Annotated in this window: 16 protein-coding genes; 6 read left to right on the forward strand and 10 right to left on the reverse strand. The window is 63.0% G+C overall.

Annotated features, from left to right (window positions below; translation table 11 throughout):
* Window positions 1–34: 34 nt before the first annotated feature.
* From ACK8OU_RS09625 to ACK8OU_RS09645, 5 genes are all read left to right on the forward strand, one after another.
* Window positions 35–1081: a zinc-binding dehydrogenase gene (locus tag ACK8OU_RS09625; protein WP_410303172.1), complete on the forward strand. Its 1047-nt coding sequence runs from the start codon at window positions 35–37 to the stop codon at window positions 1079–1081.
* Window positions 1082–1215: 134 nt separating this feature from the next.
* Window positions 1216–2460 (forward strand): acyl-CoA dehydrogenase family protein, encoded by a 1245-nt coding sequence (locus tag ACK8OU_RS09630; RefSeq protein WP_410303173.1) that lies wholly within the window; start codon window positions 1216–1218, stop codon window positions 2458–2460.
* Window positions 2457–3140 carry a nitroreductase gene (locus tag ACK8OU_RS09635; protein WP_410303174.1) on the forward strand — a complete coding sequence of 228 codons (684 nt, stop codon included), beginning with the start codon at window positions 2457–2459 and terminating at the stop codon, window positions 3138–3140. Before ACK8OU_RS09630 ends, ACK8OU_RS09635 begins: the two co-directional genes overlap by 4 nt.
* Window positions 3137–4309, forward strand: coding sequence for an MFS transporter (locus tag ACK8OU_RS09640; RefSeq protein ID WP_410303175.1), 1173 nt, complete (start codon window positions 3137–3139; stop codon window positions 4307–4309). Before ACK8OU_RS09635 ends, ACK8OU_RS09640 begins: the two co-directional genes overlap by 4 nt.
* A 23-nt stretch (window positions 4310–4332) precedes the next feature.
* Window positions 4333–5481, forward strand: coding sequence for an acyl-CoA dehydrogenase family protein (locus ACK8OU_RS09645; protein ID WP_410303176.1), 1149 nt, complete (start codon window positions 4333–4335; stop codon window positions 5479–5481).
* A 346-nt stretch (window positions 5482–5827) separates the two neighbouring features.
* On the opposite strand, the gene menC is transcribed toward ACK8OU_RS09645, so the two are convergent.
* The 6 genes from menC to ACK8OU_RS09675 all read right to left on the reverse strand — a co-directional run bounded on the left by menC (window position 5828) and on the right by ACK8OU_RS09675 (window position 12008).
* Window positions 5828–6940 carry an o-succinylbenzoate synthase gene (menC, locus tag ACK8OU_RS09650; RefSeq protein ID WP_410303177.1) on the reverse strand — a complete coding sequence of 371 codons (1113 nt, stop codon included), beginning with the start codon at window positions 6938–6940 and terminating at the stop codon, window positions 5828–5830.
* Window positions 6937–7749 carry an ATP-binding cassette domain-containing protein gene (locus ACK8OU_RS09655; protein ID WP_410303178.1) on the reverse strand — a complete coding sequence of 271 codons (813 nt, stop codon included), beginning with the start codon at window positions 7747–7749 and terminating at the stop codon, window positions 6937–6939. The genes menC and ACK8OU_RS09655 overlap by 4 nt, the downstream gene beginning before the upstream one ends.
* Window positions 7746–8591, reverse strand: a complete 846-nt coding sequence (locus tag ACK8OU_RS09660; protein WP_410303179.1) for an ABC transporter ATP-binding protein — start codon at window positions 8589–8591, stop codon at window positions 7746–7748. Before ACK8OU_RS09660 ends, ACK8OU_RS09655 begins: the two co-directional genes overlap by 4 nt.
* A complete protein-coding gene (locus tag ACK8OU_RS09665) occupies window positions 8588–9472 on the reverse strand; it encodes an ABC transporter permease (protein ID WP_410303180.1) in 885 nt (294 codons plus the stop codon). The genes ACK8OU_RS09660 and ACK8OU_RS09665 overlap by 4 nt, the downstream gene beginning before the upstream one ends.
* A 3-nt stretch (window positions 9473–9475) precedes the next feature.
* A complete protein-coding gene (locus tag ACK8OU_RS09670) occupies window positions 9476–10393 on the reverse strand; it encodes an ABC transporter permease (protein WP_410303181.1) in 918 nt (305 codons plus the stop codon).
* Between the two features lie 76 nt (window positions 10394–10469).
* Window positions 10470–12008, reverse strand: a complete 1539-nt coding sequence (locus ACK8OU_RS09675) for an ABC transporter substrate-binding protein (protein ID WP_410303182.1) — start codon at window positions 12006–12008, stop codon at window positions 10470–10472.
* Window positions 12009–12170: 162 nt separating this feature from the next.
* On the opposite strand from ACK8OU_RS09675, the gene ACK8OU_RS09680 reads away from it, so the two are divergent.
* Window positions 12171–12974 (forward strand): IclR family transcriptional regulator, encoded by an 804-nt coding sequence (locus tag ACK8OU_RS09680; RefSeq protein ID WP_410303183.1) that lies wholly within the window; start codon window positions 12171–12173, stop codon window positions 12972–12974.
* A gap of 506 nt (window positions 12975–13480) precedes the next feature.
* Here the strand turns inward: ACK8OU_RS09680 and ACK8OU_RS09685 are convergent.
* From ACK8OU_RS09685 to ACK8OU_RS09700, 4 genes are all read right to left on the reverse strand, one after another.
* Window positions 13481–13840, reverse strand: a complete 360-nt coding sequence (locus tag ACK8OU_RS09685) for a hypothetical protein (protein ID WP_410303184.1) — start codon at window positions 13838–13840, stop codon at window positions 13481–13483.
* Between the two features lie 232 nt (window positions 13841–14072).
* Window positions 14073–16175 (reverse strand): hypothetical protein, encoded by a 2103-nt coding sequence (locus tag ACK8OU_RS09690; RefSeq protein ID WP_410303185.1) that lies wholly within the window; start codon window positions 16173–16175, stop codon window positions 14073–14075.
* A 147-nt stretch (window positions 16176–16322) separates the two neighbouring features.
* On the reverse strand, window positions 16323–16832 hold the full coding sequence (locus tag ACK8OU_RS09695; protein ID WP_410303186.1) for a hypothetical protein: 510 nt from the start codon (window positions 16830–16832) through the stop codon (window positions 16323–16325).
* A 109-nt stretch (window positions 16833–16941) separates the two neighbouring features.
* Window positions 16942–17481: a hypothetical protein gene (locus tag ACK8OU_RS09700; RefSeq protein WP_410303187.1), complete on the reverse strand. Its 540-nt coding sequence runs from the start codon at window positions 17479–17481 to the stop codon at window positions 16942–16944.
* Window positions 17482–17488: the final 7 nt, after the last annotated feature.

The raw sequence follows: 17488 nt of genomic DNA on the forward strand, positions 1-17488 counted from the left end.
TATGATGGCATGGCCCGTCAGGCAAGGGGGAAGCATGACCGATCAGATCAACCGGCAATGGACCTATGCCCGCCCGATCGAGGGCGCGTTGCAGACCGACCATTTTGCGTATCGCGAGGTACCGATCCCGCACCTGCGGCAGGGACAGGCGCTGATCCGCACCCGGCTGATCTCGATCGACCCGGCGAACCGGCTGTATTTCGCGATGCAAAGCTATCGGCCACAGGTGCAGTTGGGCGATGTCATGGCGGGGTTCGGCATCGGCGAGGTCGTCGCCTCGACCGATCCGCGCTTCCGGGTGGGCGATCTGTGGCACGGCGATTTCGGCTGGCAAGATTACGCGGTGCTGAACAGCTATGATCGCAGCGAATTCATCTATCGCTGCACCCCCGGCGAAAGCCCCGAGGATCTGCTGGGCGTTTACGGCATCACGGGCATGACGGCGTGGTTCGGCGTGGAACAGGTGGGCGATCTGCAGCCGGGGCAAACGGTGGTGGTGGCCGGGGCCTCTGGCGCCTGTGGCATCCTGATCGCGCAATTGGCAAAGCTGGCAGGCTGCCGGGTGATCGGCATCGCGGGTGGCCCGGCCAACTGCGCGCGGCTTGAAACAGAGTTCGGGCTTGACGCCACAGTCGACTATCGCGCGCGGGACATGGCGGCGCAGCTTGCGAAGGCTTGCCCAGGTGGGGTCGATTTCTTCTCGGACGGGGTCGGAGGTGAGGTCAGTCGCACGGTCCTGCCGCTGCTGAAGCCCGGCGCAGGCTGGTATCACCCCGGCAACCTTTCGGATTACGATCACATCATTCCGGGCAAGCCGATCCCCCGCAACGACGCCTTCCTGACGCCAGAGCTGCGCGCCCTGTGCAAGGAACGGCGCCTGCGGCCCGCGTTCCTGCTGGTCTTCGATCACTATTGCCGCCGGGCCGAGGCTGAGGCGATCCTGCGTGACCATCTTCGCGCAGGCCGATTGCAGGCGCCCACGACCACGCTGGAAGGGTTCGCCAACCTGCCCCGCGCGCTGGTCGAGGGCGCCTTTGGCCAAGTCCGCACCAAGTTCGGTAAGCTGAACCTGCGGCCGTAAATAGTTCTGCAGGGTATCGTAAGCTTATTTACAAAATCATCGACTCGGCTACACTTGATCGAAATGGCGGAGGAGGAGTCCGCCCTGCCGGACCGTCCAGACGTCCGGGCCCGAACACAGAGGAGGAGAGGACGATGGATTTCACAATTCCGCAGGAAATCACCGACAAGCTGGCCGAACTGGATGCCTTCATCGAGGCAGAGATCAAGCCGCTCGAGCGCGAGAACATCCAGTTCTTCGACCATCGCCGGGAATATGCCCGGACCGATTGGGACAATGACGGCCGCCCGCGCGACGAATGGCGCGCGCTTATCGAGGAAATGGAACGCCGCGCCGACAAGGCCGGCCATCTGCGTTATTGCCTGCCAAAGACCTGCGGCGGTCAGGGCGCGGGCAACCTCGCCAATGCGGTGATCCGGGAACATCTGGCCGCCAAGGGCCTTGGGCTGCACAATGACCTTCAGGACGAAAGCTCGATCGTCGGCAACTTCCCGATCGTGCCCGCCATCGACAAGTTCGGCACGCCTGAACAACGCGTCTATATCGACGGGATCATCACCGGCAAACGCCACCTGTCCTTTGCGCTGACCGAACCCAAGCACGGGTCGGACGCCACCTGGCTTGAAACCCGCGCGGTGAAGGACGGGGATCATTGGGTCATCAACGGCATGAAGCGCTGGAACAGCCAGGTCGCGCGGGCTGAGGCGAACCTGGTCTTTGCCCGCACCAGCGGCAAGGACGGCAGCGCCAAGGGCATCACCGCCTTCATCGTGCCGACGAACGCGCCGGGCCACAACATCCTCTACAACCACTGGACCTTCAACATGCCCTCGGACCATGCCGAGGTCGAACTGAAGGACGTGCGCGTTCCCGACAGCGCCATCCTGCACAAGGAAGGCGAAGGCCTGCTGATCGCGCAGATGTTCGTGCATGAAAACCGCATCCGTCAGGCCGCGGGCTCGATCGGCGCGGCGCGCTATTGCGTGGCCCAGGCGGTAAAATACGCCAAGCAACGCATCATCTTTGGCGAGCCGCTAGCGAGCCGTCAGGCGATCCAGTTCCCGCTGGCCGAGGTGCATGCGGAAATCGAGATTCTGCGTAACTTCATCTTCCGCACCGCTTGGATGATGGACCGGGTGGACCCGCTGGAAATCTCGGACCAAGTGTCGATCTGCAACTTCAAGGCCAACAACCTGGTCTGCAAGGCCGCCGATCTGGCGATGCAGGTGCATGGCGGCATCGGCTACAGCCGCGCGATGCCGTTCGAACACATTTACCGCCACCACCGCCGCTACCGGATCACCGAAGGCTCGGACGAGGTGCAGAAACGCCGCGTCGCGCAGTTCCTGTTCGGGTTCGGCAGCAAGGCCGCCTCGTGAAGGACGCGCTGACGATGATGGATCTTAATCAGGCGATCCGGTCCCGCCGATCAGTGCGGGGTTTCCTGCCCCGCGGAATCCCCGAATCCGTGCTGCGCGAGGTCTTTGACCTTGCGCAATGCGCGCCCTCGAACTGCAACGTTCAGCCGTGGTCGCCGCATCTGGTGTCAGGGCAAAGCTTGCGGATGCTTGCGGAAAAGATGGTGGGGGCGTCACTTGCCGGTCAGGCACCGAACCCCGACATCTCGGCCGACCGGATCTTTGCGGGGATTCACAAGGAACGCCAATATGATGCCGCGCGCCAACTTTATGGCGCGATGGGGGTGGACCGATACGACAGACCCGGTCGTGACGCGGCCTATCGGCGCAACCTGGATGCCTTTGGCGCCCCCCACGCGGTGTTCCTTTTCATGTCGGCAGACTTCGGGATGCGCGAGGCGGTGGACATCGGCATCTATTCACAAACGCTGATGCTGGCGCTGACCAGTCGGGGCATCGGATCCTGTGCGCAGGGGGCGCTGTCGCTTTACCCGGACATCGTCCGTGACCATCTGGGCCTTGCGGCGGATCAAAAGCTGCTGCTAGGCATTTCCTTCGGCTACGAGGACCCCTCGGTCCCGGCAAACGCGGCGCGGGTTGGGCGCGCCTCACTGGCCGAGACCTTGGTAGAACACAAGTGACACGTTCGTTCTGGTCTGCCCTGTTCTTCCTCGCCTTGGGGAATTTCGCCGTTGGCACCAGCGGTTTCCTGGTTGTCGGCATCCTGCCGCAACTGACCGAGGGCTTGGGTGTCAGCCAAACGCAGGGCAGCCTGCTGTTCACGATCTACGCGGCGGCCTATGCGATCGGGTCGCCGCTGCTGATTTCCTATACCGGCGGCATCGGGCGGTGGCGCATCCTGCTGGGGGCGATCGTCACGGTGCTGCTGGCAACGCTGGTCTGCGCCCTGACCCGCTCGTTCGAGGTGATGCTGGCCGCGCGCATCCTTGCGGCGCTTGGGGGCGGGGTTTTCACGCCGGTTGCGGCCTCGGTCGTCTATGCGGTCACGCCGGTCGAAGGCCGGGGCCGCGCGCTGGGACTGGTCTTTGCGGGGCTGCAACTGTCGCAGGCGGCGGGACTGCCGCTTGGGGTGCTGACCGCGAACCATCTGGACTGGCCAATGGCCTTTGCGCTGCTGGCCGCGCTGTCGGCCGTTGCGACCGTCGGCCTGGCCCGCACCCTGCCGCGCAAGGTTCAGGTGCCAGTAACAAGCCTGCGCACCCTGCTGGACAGCGCACGCGACCCGCGCATCCTGGTTGCGGTGGGTGTCATGGCGTTGCACCAATGCGCGATGATGGTCAGTTACGCCTTCATCGCCCCCCTGATTTTGCGCCACGGCGGCGACGTGGGGCCTTCGGTCGCCTTTTTCGGCGTCGGGGGTGTGATCTCGGGCCTGCTGATGGCTCGGCTTTCGGGGCGGTTGGGTGCGGTGCGGACGCGGATGATCACGCTTGTCTCGCAAGTTCTGACCCTGCCGATCCTATCGCTGCCGCTGCTGGGCATTGCGCCCCTGCCCGGCGCGGTGCTGCTGATCCTGCCCTTCGTCTGGCACCTGTTCGCCGGGGGGCTGACGATCCCGCAGCAGATCATCCTGATGAACCGCAACCCCGAACGCGGCGCGGTCGTGCTGGGGCTGAACGCGACGTTCAATTACCTTGGCATCGCGGCGGGCGCGGCGGTGGGCGGCGTCGTGCTGCGCGGGCCGGGCCTTGACTGGCTGGGCGCCGTGGGGGCCGTGATCGCCGCCCTTGCGGTTCTGACCGCGATCTACAGCGAAACACTTTACCGGCGCGACGCGCTTGCGGCCTGACCCGGACGACGAAAGGAACCCCCATGATCCCGAACGAAGACCAGATTGCCCTGCGCGATGCCGCCCGCCGTTTCTCGCGCGAGGTGCTGCTGCCCGACTTCATCGCCCGTGAAAAGACCGGCGTGCTGGACCGTGACCTGCTGCGCGAAATGGGTGCGATGGGCTTTCTGGGCACCGACCTGCCCGAGGATCTGGGCGGGCTGGGGCAGAACTCGATCACCGCGGGGATCATCGCCGAGGAACTGGGCTATGGCGATTTCAGCCTCAGCCAGTTTCCGGTGAACGTGTCGCTGAACGGCGCGATCCTGCACCGCCACGCCCCGCGCGACATCGTGCAGGACATCCTGCCGCAGATGATCCGGGGCGAAAAGATCATGGCAATCTGTCTGACCGAACCGCGCGGCGGGTCGGATGCGGCGAACCTGCAACTGCGGGCCCGGCGTGACGGCGACAACTACATCCTGAACGGCGAAAAGACCTCGATCACCTTCGCGGCCAGCGCAGATGTTTTCCTGGTCTTTGCCCGCACTGGCCGCCCCGAGGATGGCGCGCATGGCGTCTCGGCCTTTTTCATCCCCGAGGGCACCAAGGGCATCCACCGCACCCAGTTCAACGACATCGCCAGCCACATGATCGCGCGCGGGTCCGTGTTCTTTGAAGACGTGGTGGTCCCGGCGCATTGCATGCTGGGCGAAGAGGGCAAGGGCTTCACCCAAGTCATGCAGGGCTTTGACTATTCCCGCGCGCTGATTGCGCTGGAATGCGTCGGCGCGGCGCAGGCCTCGCTGGACGAGGCATGGGCCTATGCCAAGGAGCGCGAGGCCTTTGGCCGGCCCATAGGCCAGTTCCAGGGCGTCAGCTTTCCCCTGGCCGAGAGCGAGACGATGATTTCCGCCGTGCGCCAATTGTCCTACCACTGCCTGGAGCTACGCGAGGCCGGCCTGCCCCACACCGCCGAGGCCGCGATGGTCAAGTGGCTTGGCCCGAAAACCGCCTTTGACGTGATCCACCAATGCCTTCTGACCTTTGGCCATTACGGCTGGACGACCGATTCCCCGCACCAGCAGCGCCTGCGCGAGGTGATGGGGCTGGAAATCGGCGACGGCACCGCAGGCGTGATGAAGCAGATCGTGGCCCGCACAAAAATCGGCCGGGCAGCGGTACAGTACTGATCGAAACGGAAGCTGCGGGTAAGCTCCCCATGCCCGCCACGCGCAGACGCAGATCACGCTCCGTCATGGCAAACGACAAAAGCGGCAGGACATGGCTTCACCGAAGTGACCGTCAACACCGCGTCCGCAAGGATCACGGCCGCTGATCCGCCAGGCGGGCTGTCGGCTAGCACGGCCTCGATCACCTGCGCTCCCCCGTTGTCGCGTGAGACCGTTCAATTCCTCTTGCGTGCAGCAACCCTGTCCGGCCGGTGCTCTGGGCCGAAGGCCTGTGTTTCTGCCAAACCCTGCATGAATGGCCACCCGATCATCTCCGTCGCCGAAGCCGTTGGGGAAACCGCCCCGATCAGAACGTTTCGGTGTGTTCCGTCACTTGTTCCAGCCAGTCGCGGTCCAGCGTGACCCCGATCCCCGCCCCCGGCGGCACCGGCATCAGCCCGTTTTCCGCTTCCAGCCGTTCGCAGACGATATCGCGCGCGAAATACCGGCTGGCGCTGGAGGTATCGCCCGGCTTGCGGAAATTGGGCAAGGTCGCAAGATGGATGTTATGAGCCCGACCGATCCCGGCCTCCAGCATGCCGCCGCACCAGACCGGCACATCCCAGGCGGCGGCCAGATCGTGGATGCGGCGCGCCTCCAGATGGCCGCCCACACGGCCGACCTTGATATTGATCACCCGGGTTGCGTCACTGACCAGCGCCTTGCGCGCATCGGCGGCAGACCGGATGCTTTCATCCAGGCAGACCGGCGTTTCAAGATGGCGCTGCAGCACTGCATGATCGTGCAGATCGTCATGCGCCAGCGGCTGTTCGATGTAGTCCAGATCGAACCGTTCCAGCGCCCGCAGGATGCGCAGATCCGCCAGCGTATAGGCAGTGTTGGCATCCACGCTCAGCCTCGCTTCGGGCAGGGCGGCGCGCACGGCGGCTACAAGGTCCAGATCGTGGCCTGGCATGATCTTGAGCTTGATGCGCCGATAGCCCTGGGCATGGTGGCGGCGGGCCTTTTCAACGGTGGCAGCGATCTCCTCGATGCCCAGCGAGATGCCCACCGGCACCGCATCGCCCGCCCCTCCCAGAACGGTCTTCAACGACAGGTCCAGCGATTTGGCCCACAGATCCCAGAAGGCCATTTCGACCAGCGCCTTGGTCATCCAATGCCCGCGCCAGGACCGCAGCGGCCGACAGATCGCCTCAGGGTTTTCAAAGCCTTGCCCGATGATCTGCGGCAACAGCGCGGTGCGCAGCAGATCCATTCCGCCCGCGATGGTATCATCCAGGTAATCGGGCAGCGGGTCCATCACGCCCTCGGCATAGCCTTCCAGCCCGCCCGCGCACAGCGTCAGCAGCGGAAAGACCTTGTCATGCATCGTCCCGGTCGAGGTGGTGAAGGGCGACAGAAGCGGCAGGCGCACGATGCGCAATTCGGCGCTGTCGATGCGAAGGGGGGCGGCGGTCATCGGGTTTCCTCGGGCTGATATGCCGCCGGCACGGTCAGGGCCGATGCCAGAAGGCGGCGGGTGTAATCGGATTGTGGTGCGGAAAACAGCTGATCGACGGGCGCCAGCTCCACGATCTGGCCCGCCTGCATCACCGCCACGCGATCGGCGATATATTCCACCACCGCCAGATCGTGACTGATGAACAGATAGGTCAGGTCGAATTCGGCCCGCAATTCCATCAGCAGGTTCAGCACCTGTGCCTGAACCGAGACATCCAGCGCCGAGGTCGGCTCGTCGCAGATCACGATCTCGGGGCGAGAAATCAACGCGCGGGCAATCGCCACGCGCTGGCGCTGGCCGCCCGACATCTGGCTGGGATAGGCATCCAGCATCCGCGCGGGCATGCGCAGGATGTCCAGTAACGCGCGCACGCGGGCCAGCCGTTCGGCCGCGCTGACCCCGCCGGCAATCACCAGCGGCATCTCGATCAACTGGCGCACGGTCTTGCGCGGATTGAGCGAGGAATAGGGGTCCTGAAAGATGGGCTGCACGCGGCGCGCAAAATCGCGGCGCGGGATCAATGGCACCGGCTGGCCATCCAGGCGCACCTCGCCCGAGGTAGGTGCATCAAGGCCCAGCAAGATCCGCGACAGCGTGCTCTTGCCGCTGCCCGATTCACCGACCAGCGCCAGCACCTCGCCGCGGCGCAGATCCAGGCTGACATCCTCCAGCGCGGTCAGCGTGCGTTGCGGGCCAAACAGGCCGCCGCCAAGGGGAAAGACGCGGCTGACCCGGTCGATCTGCATCAGGGGGGCGGATGCGGTCATGGCAGCGCCTCATCATCGGACCATTCCACCGCGCCCAGCCGGTCGCGGCCCCAGCGCATGCCCCGGCGCGGCACCGCAGACAAAAGCGCGCGGGTATAAGGATGTTCGGGCCGGGTCAGCAGATCGCCAACCGGTCCCGCATCGACGGTGCGCCCGGCATACATCACCTGCACCCGCTGCGCGATGCGGGCGACGACGCCGATGTCATGGCTGATGAAGATCATCGCCAGCCCCCTTTCCTGCTGCAACCCCGCCAGAAGGTCCAGGATCTGCGCCTGCACCGTCACATCCAGCGCCGTTGTCGGTTCATCCGCGATCAGCAGGTCCGGATCGCAGAGCAGCGCCATGGCAATCATCACCCGCTGACGCAACCCCCCCGAAAGCTGATGCGGATAGACCTCCATCCGTTCGGCCGCACGGGGGATGCCGACCCGGTTCAGCAGGTCGATGGCGCGGTCGCGGGCCTCACGCTGCGATCCTTTGCGATGGCGCAGCCAGGTTTCAGTCAGCTGGCGGCCGATGGTCAGCACCGGGTTCAGCGCTGTCATCGGTTCCTGAAAGATCATCGCCATGCGCGCGCCGCGCAGATCGGCCATCGCGCGTTCCTTCAGCGCCAGCAAGTCGGTCTGACCCAGCCGCATCTCATCCGCGGCAACGGTGATGCGCGGGGCCAAAAGACGCATCAGCGCCAAAGAGGTGACCGATTTGCCGCTGCCGGATTCACCGACGATGCCCAGCGTCTCGCCCGGGGCCACGGCCAGATCGACACCGCGCACGGCCTGGAACGGGCCGGTGGGCGTGGGGATGGTGACGCGCAGGTTGCGGATGGAAACGACACTCATCCCCGGCCCTCCGGTGCAAGAACATCGCGCAGCCCGTCGCCGATCAGGTTGATGCCCAGCACCAGAACCGCGATCGCCGCACCCGGCAGGGCGATCAGCCGGGCATCAAAGAACACCATCCCCTTGCCCTCGGACACCATCAGTCCCCAGCTGGGCGTAGGCGGCTGCACGCCAAGGCCCAGGAAGGACAGGGCCGATTCCAGCAAGATCGCATGGGCCACCTCAAGCGAGGCGACAACGACCAGCGGGCCGATCAGGTTGGGCAACAATTCCGCCAGCAGGATCCGCGGGGTCGATGCCCCCATGGCGCGCGCGGCGGTGACGAATTCCTGTCCGCGCAGCTGCATCGTGGCCGAACGCACCACCACCGCGAAACGGTCCCACAGCAGCAGGCTGAGCACTGCCACCACGATCCACAGGCTGCCGCCAAAGATCGATACCACCGCCAGCGCCACCAGCACCACCGGAAGCGCCAGCCGGACCGAGACGAAGAACGTCACGAAGCTGTCCACCCGCCCGCCGTAATAGCCCGCGATCAGGCCCAGCGTCGTGCCGATCAGCCCCGATCCGATGGCCGCACAGACCCCAATCAGCAGCGAAATCCGCGCCCCATGGATGAGCCGCGACAGGTAATCCCGCCCCAACGCATCGGTGCCGAACACATGATCCCAGCTGCCCTTGTCCGCCCAGACCGGCGGGATCAGCCGCCGGCTCAGATCCTGGGCAAAAGGATCATGCGGGGCAAGCCAAGGCGCAAGCAGCGCCGCGATCAGCACCACCAGAACGATCGCGCCGCCGATCAGAAGACCACGGTGACCACGCGCCCGCCTCAGCATCAGCTGACGCGGCGAGGGCTGGGACAGAGGGACAGTCTGGGTCATGGATCAGCTCACGCGGATACGGGGGTCAAGCCAGGCGTTGATCACATCGGCCAGAAACGTCAGCCAGACATAAAGCATCGCATAGATCAGGATGATGGCCTGGATCGTCGGGAAATCATTGCGCCCGATGCTTTCCCAGGCCAGCAGGCCGATGCCGCGAATGCCAAAGACGCTTTCGACAACAACCGATCCGCCCAGGATGAACCCGAATTCGACCGCCGCCACACTGATCACGGGCAGGATCGCGTTGCGGATCGCATGGCCGAACAGCACCTGCCGCGGCAACAGCCCCTTGGCGCGGGCGGTGCGCACATAATCGGATGCCAGCGCCTCGATCATGCCCGCCCGGCACAGCCGCAACATCGACGGCGCCGCATAATAACCCAGCACCAGCGCGGGCATGATGAAATGCGCCCAGCTTTGCGATCCCGAAACCGGCAACCAGCGCAGCTTGACCGCAAACAGCCAGATCAGCATCAGACCCAGCCAGAAACTGGGCGTCGCCTGCCCCACCGTGCCCAGCGTCAGCGCCAGCCGGTCGGGCCAGCGATTCTGCCGGGCCGCCGCCAGCATCCCCAGCGGGATCGACAGCACCAGCGCGACCACGATCGCCAGCCCGCCCAGTTTCAGCGTCGCGGGGAAACGCTCGGCCAACAGATCCACCACGGGCCGGCTGAAATAGAAGCTATCGCCGAAATTGCCCTGCAGGGCGTTACCCATCCAGTCCAGGTATTGAACAGGGATCGGGCGGTCAAATCCCATGCTGCGGCGGATTACGTCAATATCGGCCTGGGTCGCCCCCTCACCGGCGATCGCGGTGGCCGGGTCGCCCGCCAAAAACATCAGCCCGAAGCTGATCGCAGAGACGACAAACGCCACAAGGGCGGCAATTGCCAGACGTCGAAGCGTGAAACGCAGCATGACGGACCTTTCGTCAGGCGGGACAGCAGCGGCAGAGCCCCGCGCCGGTCAACCAGCGCGGGGGCACCCGCGGGCGTTACTTCCAGCCCGAAGCGTAGAAGCGCGGCATTTCATCGGCCGAAGGCGTGAATTCAAGCCGGGCATCAAAGGCGTAGTTCTTGGTATAGCTGAACAACGGCATCCAATAGGCCTGATCGGCGATCCGTTGCAGGGCCTTTTCATAGGCCGCCATCCGCACCGCCGGATCCGAGGACAGGTCACCCTCGCGGATAGCTTCCTGCGTCTGCGGATCATTGGCCGGATCGTCCGGACCGCCGCCAAAGAAATACGACGTGATCGCCGAAACATCCGGGATCGATGACGACCCCCAGGTCATGTTCGCCACCGGCACCTTGCCTTCGCGGATCAGATCGGCCAGTGCGCCATATTGCAGCCAGTTCAGATTGGCCTTGATGTCGACCTTGGCCAGATCGCCCATGATCGCCTCGGTCACCGGACGGTCGCGATAGCCATAAAGCTCGACACTGAACCCATCGGGATAGCCCGCCTCGGCCAGCAATGCCTTGGCCTTTTCCGGGTCATGGTCATAGACCGCGACTTCCCCGGTGCAGCCGAATTGCGACGGATGGCAGGCGGCATTCACCACATCGCTGTTTTCGCCCATCAGGAACTTGGCAATATTTTCGCGGTCAATCGCATGACCCATGGCGCGGCGCACCTCGGGCTTGGTAAAGACATCGCTACCGCTGGATCCTTTCAGGTCAAAGGTCAGATAGCTGATGCGCATCGTCGGCGCGTTCACCACCGCCAGCTGCGGCGCCTGTTTCAGCGCCTCGGCCTGATCGTTGTCAAAGCCCCAGATCCAGTCGACACCGCCGGTCATCAGCTCAGCCAGCTGCGTCGCGCCATCGGTGATGGTGCGATAGGTGATCGCGTCAAGGCTGGCCGCGCTTTTCGGGCCATCGGCAAAATAGGCCTCATTGCGGGCCATTTCGATGCGATCGCCCGCGCCAAAGGCGGTCACGCGATAGGGGCCCGTGCCATTGGGCGGCACCGAGGCAAAGCGCTTGCGGCCATCGGCCCCGGCCTCGGCGGCGTCGAAATGCCCCTCGGGCAGGATCGGCAGCACCAGGGCCAGATAGGACAGCACGGCGGGGAAGGGTTCGTTCATGTGCAGGCGCACGGTATGATCGCCGGTCTGTTCGGCACCTTTCAACCAGCGGATATCGCCATAGTTCAGAACGCCATTCGCCTCATCCGCGATGAAGTTGAACGTATAGACCACATCTTCGGGCCCGAAACTGGACCCGTCATGAAAGGTCACATCGTCGCGCAGATCGAATTCCACCGTGACCGGGTCGATCTGGCGGAAGTCACTGGCCAGCAGGGGCAGGAATTCCTGCGTGTCTGGGTTCCAGTAAACCAGACCGTCATAGACATGCTGAGCCAGCACGATCGCTTCGCGCGAGGTGTCGAAATAGGTATCGACCGCGGTCACTTCCTTTTCGGCCGACCAGACCAGGCTGTTGTCATCGGGACCCGCAAGGCCCGGACCCGACAGGATCGCCAGGGCCATCGCAGCAGCGGTGCTGGCCCGAAGAAAAGACTTTGTCATCGTGAACTCCCTGATGTGCGGTGGACGATATTTTCGTTGATGTATCATTATTTGATACTTATAATTATTATTTAACGTCTCAGGTCCACAGCTTGTCAAGCGCTAACGCCCCTGCCATGTGTTGCGCCATGCCGCGCAGGCGCAGCCCAACCCGGGAATCCCATGCCAACCAAACCGTCCAAGGCAGATCCATCCCCCGCCCAGACAGGCGTTCTTGCCAGCACGCTGGAACGCGGCATGCGGGTTCTGGCGCTGTTTCGCGACCATCACACACCACTGTCCCTGACCGAGATCGCCACACTTGCCGGCTTGGAAAAAAGCGCGGCACAACGCCTGACCTATACGCTTCATGCGCTTGGTTATCTGGATCGGGATGACAAGAACCGCCGCTATCGGCCGGGCCTTCGGATGCTGGATCTGGCCTATGCCTATCTGATCCACGACCGCCTGCTGGAACGCGCCCTGCCCCGCCTGATCGAGCTGAGCCGTCAGCTGCGCAGCACCGTCAACCTTGGGGTGCTTGACGGGCATCAATTGGTCTACAAGGCGCGCATCCCCCATTCCAGTCTGGCCTATGACGCCACGCTGATCGGCGTGCGCCAACCCGCCGCTGTCACCGCGATCGGTCAGGTGATCGCGGCGTTTTCCCCGCCCGATGTGCTGGAAACCCTGCTGGCCCCCGGCCTGCCCGAGTCGATGACCCCATTCACCCTGACCGACCCCGCTCAGGTGCGCGACCGCGTCAACCAGGCGCGCCGCGACGGCTTTGTGATCTCGGTTCAACAGATCATGCTGCAGGAAATCGTGGTGGCGGCCCCGGTCATGGGGCCGAACCGCCGCGCCATCGCAGCAATCGCGATGCCGGTCTACATGCCCGAATGGACGGAAGAACGCGTGCGCGCCGATCTTGTTCCCGCGCTGACCGATGCAGCCCGCGCGATTTCCTCGATCGTCGCGAGCAACTGACCCAAGCCCAGGGTCGCGACGACAATCGCCGCTGTCATTAGATCAACGATCGTTCTCATGCGCTGCCACTTTGGTCTCGCCCGATTTGTCGCAATGCGGCCGGGTGGTGTCCGCTAGTATGAGCCATGCACTTGATCAGAAACTGTGTCCGCTCATGGGCTGTTCGAAACAGTTTCCCACCCTCTCGTCGGAGATATGCAGCTCGTTCGCCGCCCAATTCTGTTCGATGGCAAAGGGCGCATCAGCAGCAACTGCCCCGTCGCTTCTAGGAGAAGGCACGAAATCCGTCCTCACGACGATCTTGGATTTGTGCGAACTAGATTTCGAAGGCCTCCGTAGTCGAGAAGTCATTGGCAAACCAGGCGCCGCAGTTTGATGGCGTATTCTGCAACGCGGAATGGAGATCTGGCCGGGGGGCACCCTGCCCCACGATCTGCGCGGCCTGCGCGACCGGGCGATCCCGCTGATTGGCTTTGCTGTAAACCTCCGCCGAGAGCCGTCTGGACTTACCGGTTTTTCTCGTCAGCCATGATACGCTCAATGACGTCGAGTTCGCACTTTTCGGTACGCAGGAACCCGAGGATCCCGCCTTTCCACATGCGAATGTCGTCGAGGAGTTCATGCAAATATTCGATGCCGCGGTCGGTGAAGGTGGTGATGCCTTCCTCGGGCCGTTGTCGACCCAGATCTTCTCGCCGTAGTCGATGTTGTCCGAATTGGCACTGACGAATTCGACAAGTTCCAGGTTCGCGCCGATCCGTCTGGTGACTTCGTCGATGGTGATGACGTACCTTTAGAGCGCTGATGTCGCTTTTGCTCTGCGCAGTCTTCAGGTCTTCGAGTGCTGAAAACGTCGATTTCCCCATGCGGTCGAATTCTTCAATATGGAAGAAAACAACCTCTTCAGTCTCCTTATGAAATCCTGCAGGGCATGGCGACAGAAACCCCCGCTTTCACGCGCTGGATCAACCGCTTTGGCGTCGTTCAGGCCGGACTGAGTAGGCCCTTGATGATCAGGACAATACCAGGTTCGCAAGGTGCAGGGCTGCATGAGCTGTGACCCAGGCAACCACCCGGGATGCGGTTGTCCGGCGCGGCTTACCAGCCTGGCGGGCGGCGGATGTTCCAGTTGCCGTAGTCGAAGCGGATTTTTTCGCTTTCGAAGGTCGCGGCGACGGGGCGGTTCTGCGCGTCGAAGACCACCGGCACCGGGGTGCCGTCCATGCTGAATGTGGTCGTTGTGCAGCCCGAGCCGCCATCGGGGCAGGCTGCGCGACTGCGTTCCGTCCGCCCACCGTCGAGCCCCTTGGCGCGGCGAAGATTAGCCCAGCCGAAGCGTTTGGAAAAGGCGTGCGGCATCCGCGACAGAAATAGACCCTCAGCCTCGTTTTCGCCCGGCGCTGTGGACGATACCAGCGGCATCTGCGCCATCATCCGCCCGAGGATCATTTGTTTGGCCATTGGCGGTAGCGGTTTCCAGCCACCGTCGTAGACGGCCATGTCGGCTGGGGCGAAATACATGGCCTCACCGGTTGGCGCGAGAAACTCGGTATAACTGCCCACTGTCGAATAAGTGAGCACGGCCTTGCCCATCGTCAGCCGGATCATACAGTCGTCACCCGCAACCTCGAAGTTGCCGAGCGAGACCCGGGTGCGCTCTGGCCTTGAAGGGTTCAGCGTTCCTTCTTGCCGCGTCACCGGGCTGTCGATCTCGACGTGGATTTCCATTTTTCCCGCCCGAGCCGGGGTGACTGTGAGACCCTGGGTGGTGCCGTTGTCAGTGACAAGGCGCCAGTTGTCGGTGTGCCCAGCGTCGAAGCCCACCGCTTCGAAGGCCGCGGCCACCCCGGACTGGAAGCAAACCGGCGGCGCCAATTCGATGGGCGTGGTTCGCACGCGCAGCCGAAAGGCGCTGGCCTCTGCGCTGTTGCCCACCTGCGTCGGAGCGTGGACCACACGCGTCAGCCCCAGTTCGTCGGCCGGGTCGGAGCCGTCAATCATGTAGGATTTGCGGTGCTGCGTTTCGCCCATTGCGTGCTCCGACACGATGGTCAGCGCCTCTATCGCATCGCCCGAAACGATCTCGATATCCGCCATCAGGAGCCGGTCTTTCGGGTCGCGCTCGGCACCATCGGAACCGATCTCGAGCTTCAGGCGCAGCGGAGTCACCGCATAGGGCAGCGCCGATTCCTCAATCTCCCGCTTTTCGAAGCCGTTGGTTCCGGCGAAGGAGATGGTCTGTTCGGAGATGTCGGAGTAGTAGAAGTATTCGCCGTCGCGTCTTTCCATGTTGTTGAAGCGTGCGACGAAGCGCGGGAAGAACCTGTCGAAAGTCTGCCCGCCGACTTTGGACGTGTCGTAGAACGGGGACATCGCGCTCTCGGCGCTGGTGTAGAGTTCCACCTCGCGCATGAAGGCGGCGTCGGCCAGGTAGGCTACGCTGTCGGCGCTGCCCATCGTCTCGCCCACCGCCAGCAGATAGGCCCAGTTGCCATAACCGGGATCGCCGGCCTCGTAGAAGCGTTTGTCGAGCGTCATGTTGTAGATCGGGGGATAAATGCCGGAACCCATGCCGCGTCGCATCCCCCAGGCGGTGCCCACAGCCGTGGCCACCGCCTCTCGTAGCCAGTCAACTTCGCCCGCCGCCCGTGGAATCTGGCGGCTGTGGAGATACTCGTGGGCGAGTGTGGAGGGATCGCTTAGAATGTCGCCGAGGTTATCGAGCGGCAGGAAGATGCGGACGTTAGCGAGCAAGTCGACGTTGTAGCAGGCGATTGCGTTTTCTCCGCACTTGGTTTCGTTGATTGGCCGGGGGTCGATCCGGAGAAGTTCGTTCCCCGTATCGCGGGCCGTTTCAAGCGTGCCTTTCTCGGGAAAGCCGAGTTCGGCCAGCCAGATAGAGATAGCCTCCATTTCCGCCAGCACCTGTTCGCCGGGCTGCACAAGATCTTTTCCGTCACCGCATGCGTCAGCGTTGATGCAGAGGAGGCTGAAATTGTCGGACGAGGCGATCCGGAGCGGTGCCTGTGCAAAGGCCGATGCGCTTGCGAGAACCAAGACCGTGAAGGACGTAAGAATATGGCGTTTCAACCGATATTTCCCAAAGCGTGTTGTCTTGCAGAAAGGCCGGCCATTTTTGTGCCCGGTTTCAACCTTGCTTGCGGTGACGCCATTTTGCCCACAACGCGACGTGGCGACCAAGTCGTCTTTGCCAACATGCCCTGACGCGGCCATTATGCGGCATTCGGTGGAGGCCTGAGGTTGCAGGTGGCTGCAAGGATTTGTCTGGCCCCCTCTGCGTTTCACAAGACATGCCAGCATCACTATATACCTTGTAAGTTGTTCATGTTAAAAATCATTTTCGACTGTCACATTAAATTCCAGGGCAACAGGAAGCTGGCGTGCCGGGTCTTTTGCCCTTTCAGAAATTGGCATCAGTTTTCGCCAGGTCAAAATTCCCTGCACTGATCCGGAAAGCGACAAAACACCATCCAGCTTCTCTGCTTGGGCGACCACGATCTGTAACCCACTATCCAGATCGGCAAAGTAGCTTGTCATGTGTCCCGCTTCGATATCGGCCACGTCGATTTCAAAGCTGTAGAAGTTCTCATTCAGAAAATCAGAGCCTTCGAAGGAAATAGCAATCGACCCCAATCCTTGATCGGGCGCGATTGGCCTGGTCATGATCGAAACGCCTCCGGAATTTCCGTCACCGTAAAAGTCCGATTGCTCCTTCCAGATTGGCGCCTTGATTTCCATATTGCCAACCGTTCCCGAAACCATGTTAGAACCCACTTCTGCCCAAGCAATCATGGGCGCCATGCAAAGGATCAGGGCAGAAATCGCTGAATGTTTCATTCTCGTGCTCTCCTTTTGCAGAACGACTGCATCACCATCTGTCCTGCTCGGTTAGGGCTGTATGGCTGAAGACCTCGTTTCTCATGGCCATGCAGGAAGGGCGGTCGTTTCATGATGCGTCTCGCAACGCTGTTTCAAAGCGGCCCTCGACGGTCCTGCAATCATCCGTGTCAGCCTCGGCAAAGAAGCTGTCCTTTCGACATAGGGTCGCCGTGAAATGGCCTGTTGCGGATGCCGGATCGTCCAGGGACAGGGCGTCGAGCGTGACCTCGGCCGCGCCGCCCTCGTCGCTTTGAAAGAACGCGGCGTTCATGCCTTCGGGCCACCAACTGATCGAGGGGGTCATCGGCGCAGGCGATCCACCTGTCCCCATCAGTGTAAAGTCGACGACCAGGATCCCTTGCATGACGCTGGCGGCCTCAGGATCATGGGCCTGGATTGACACCGACATCATCGGACCGATGGACCGGACCTCTGCGGTGGCGGTGCCATCGGCCGGCACGTCAAGCGTTTGCCCCTCATATGCGGCCCCGTCGATCGTCGCGGTCATCTTGCCCATGGGCACAGTTTCCTGGCCCGATGCTTTCTGTCCAAAGGCCAGCACCAGCGCGATGAGGGTGGCAGTGGCAAGGGCATGGTGTCGGGCCATGGGAAAA

It is taken from the genome of Pontitalea aquivivens (assembly GCF_046507575.1).
Taxonomy (GTDB): Bacteria; Pseudomonadota; Alphaproteobacteria; order Rhodobacterales; family Rhodobacteraceae; genus Pontitalea; species Pontitalea aquivivens.

Bases quoted from the DNA above. Each gene is read 5' to 3' on its own strand.
- ACK8OU_RS09660 (WP_410303179.1), bottom strand. From the start codon at position 8,591: ATGAGTGTCGTTTCCATCCGCAACCTGCGCGTCACCATCCCCACGCCC.
- ACK8OU_RS09670 (WP_410303181.1), bottom strand. From the start codon at position 10,393: ATGCTGCGTTTCACGCTTCGACGTCTGGCAATTGCCGCCCTTGTGGCG.
- ACK8OU_RS09665 (WP_410303180.1), bottom strand. From the start codon at position 9,472: ATGACCCAGACTGTCCCTCTGTCCCAGCCCTCGCCGCGTCAGCTGATG.
- ACK8OU_RS09625 (WP_410303172.1), top strand. From the start codon at position 35: ATGACCGATCAGATCAACCGGCAATGGACCTATGCCCGCCCGATCGAG.
- ACK8OU_RS09685 (WP_410303184.1), bottom strand. From the start codon at position 13,840: ATGGGGAAATCGACGTTTTCAGCACTCGAAGACCTGAAGACTGCGCAG.
- ACK8OU_RS09700 (WP_410303187.1), bottom strand. From the start codon at position 17,481: ATGGCCCGACACCATGCCCTTGCCACTGCCACCCTCATCGCGCTGGTG.
- ACK8OU_RS09645 (WP_410303176.1), top strand. From the start codon at position 4,333: ATGATCCCGAACGAAGACCAGATTGCCCTGCGCGATGCCGCCCGCCGT.
- menC (WP_410303177.1), bottom strand. From the start codon at position 6,940: ATGACCGCCGCCCCCCTTCGCATCGACAGCGCCGAATTGCGCATCGTG.
- ACK8OU_RS09680 (WP_410303183.1), top strand. From the start codon at position 12,171: ATGCCAACCAAACCGTCCAAGGCAGATCCATCCCCCGCCCAGACAGGC.
- ACK8OU_RS09630 (WP_410303173.1), top strand. From the start codon at position 1,216: ATGGATTTCACAATTCCGCAGGAAATCACCGACAAGCTGGCCGAACTG.
- ACK8OU_RS09695 (WP_410303186.1), bottom strand. From the start codon at position 16,832: ATGAAACATTCAGCGATTTCTGCCCTGATCCTTTGCATGGCGCCCATG.
- ACK8OU_RS09675 (WP_410303182.1), bottom strand. From the start codon at position 12,008: ATGACAAAGTCTTTTCTTCGGGCCAGCACCGCTGCTGCGATGGCCCTG.
- ACK8OU_RS09655 (WP_410303178.1), bottom strand. From the start codon at position 7,749: ATGACCGCATCCGCCCCCCTGATGCAGATCGACCGGGTCAGCCGCGTC.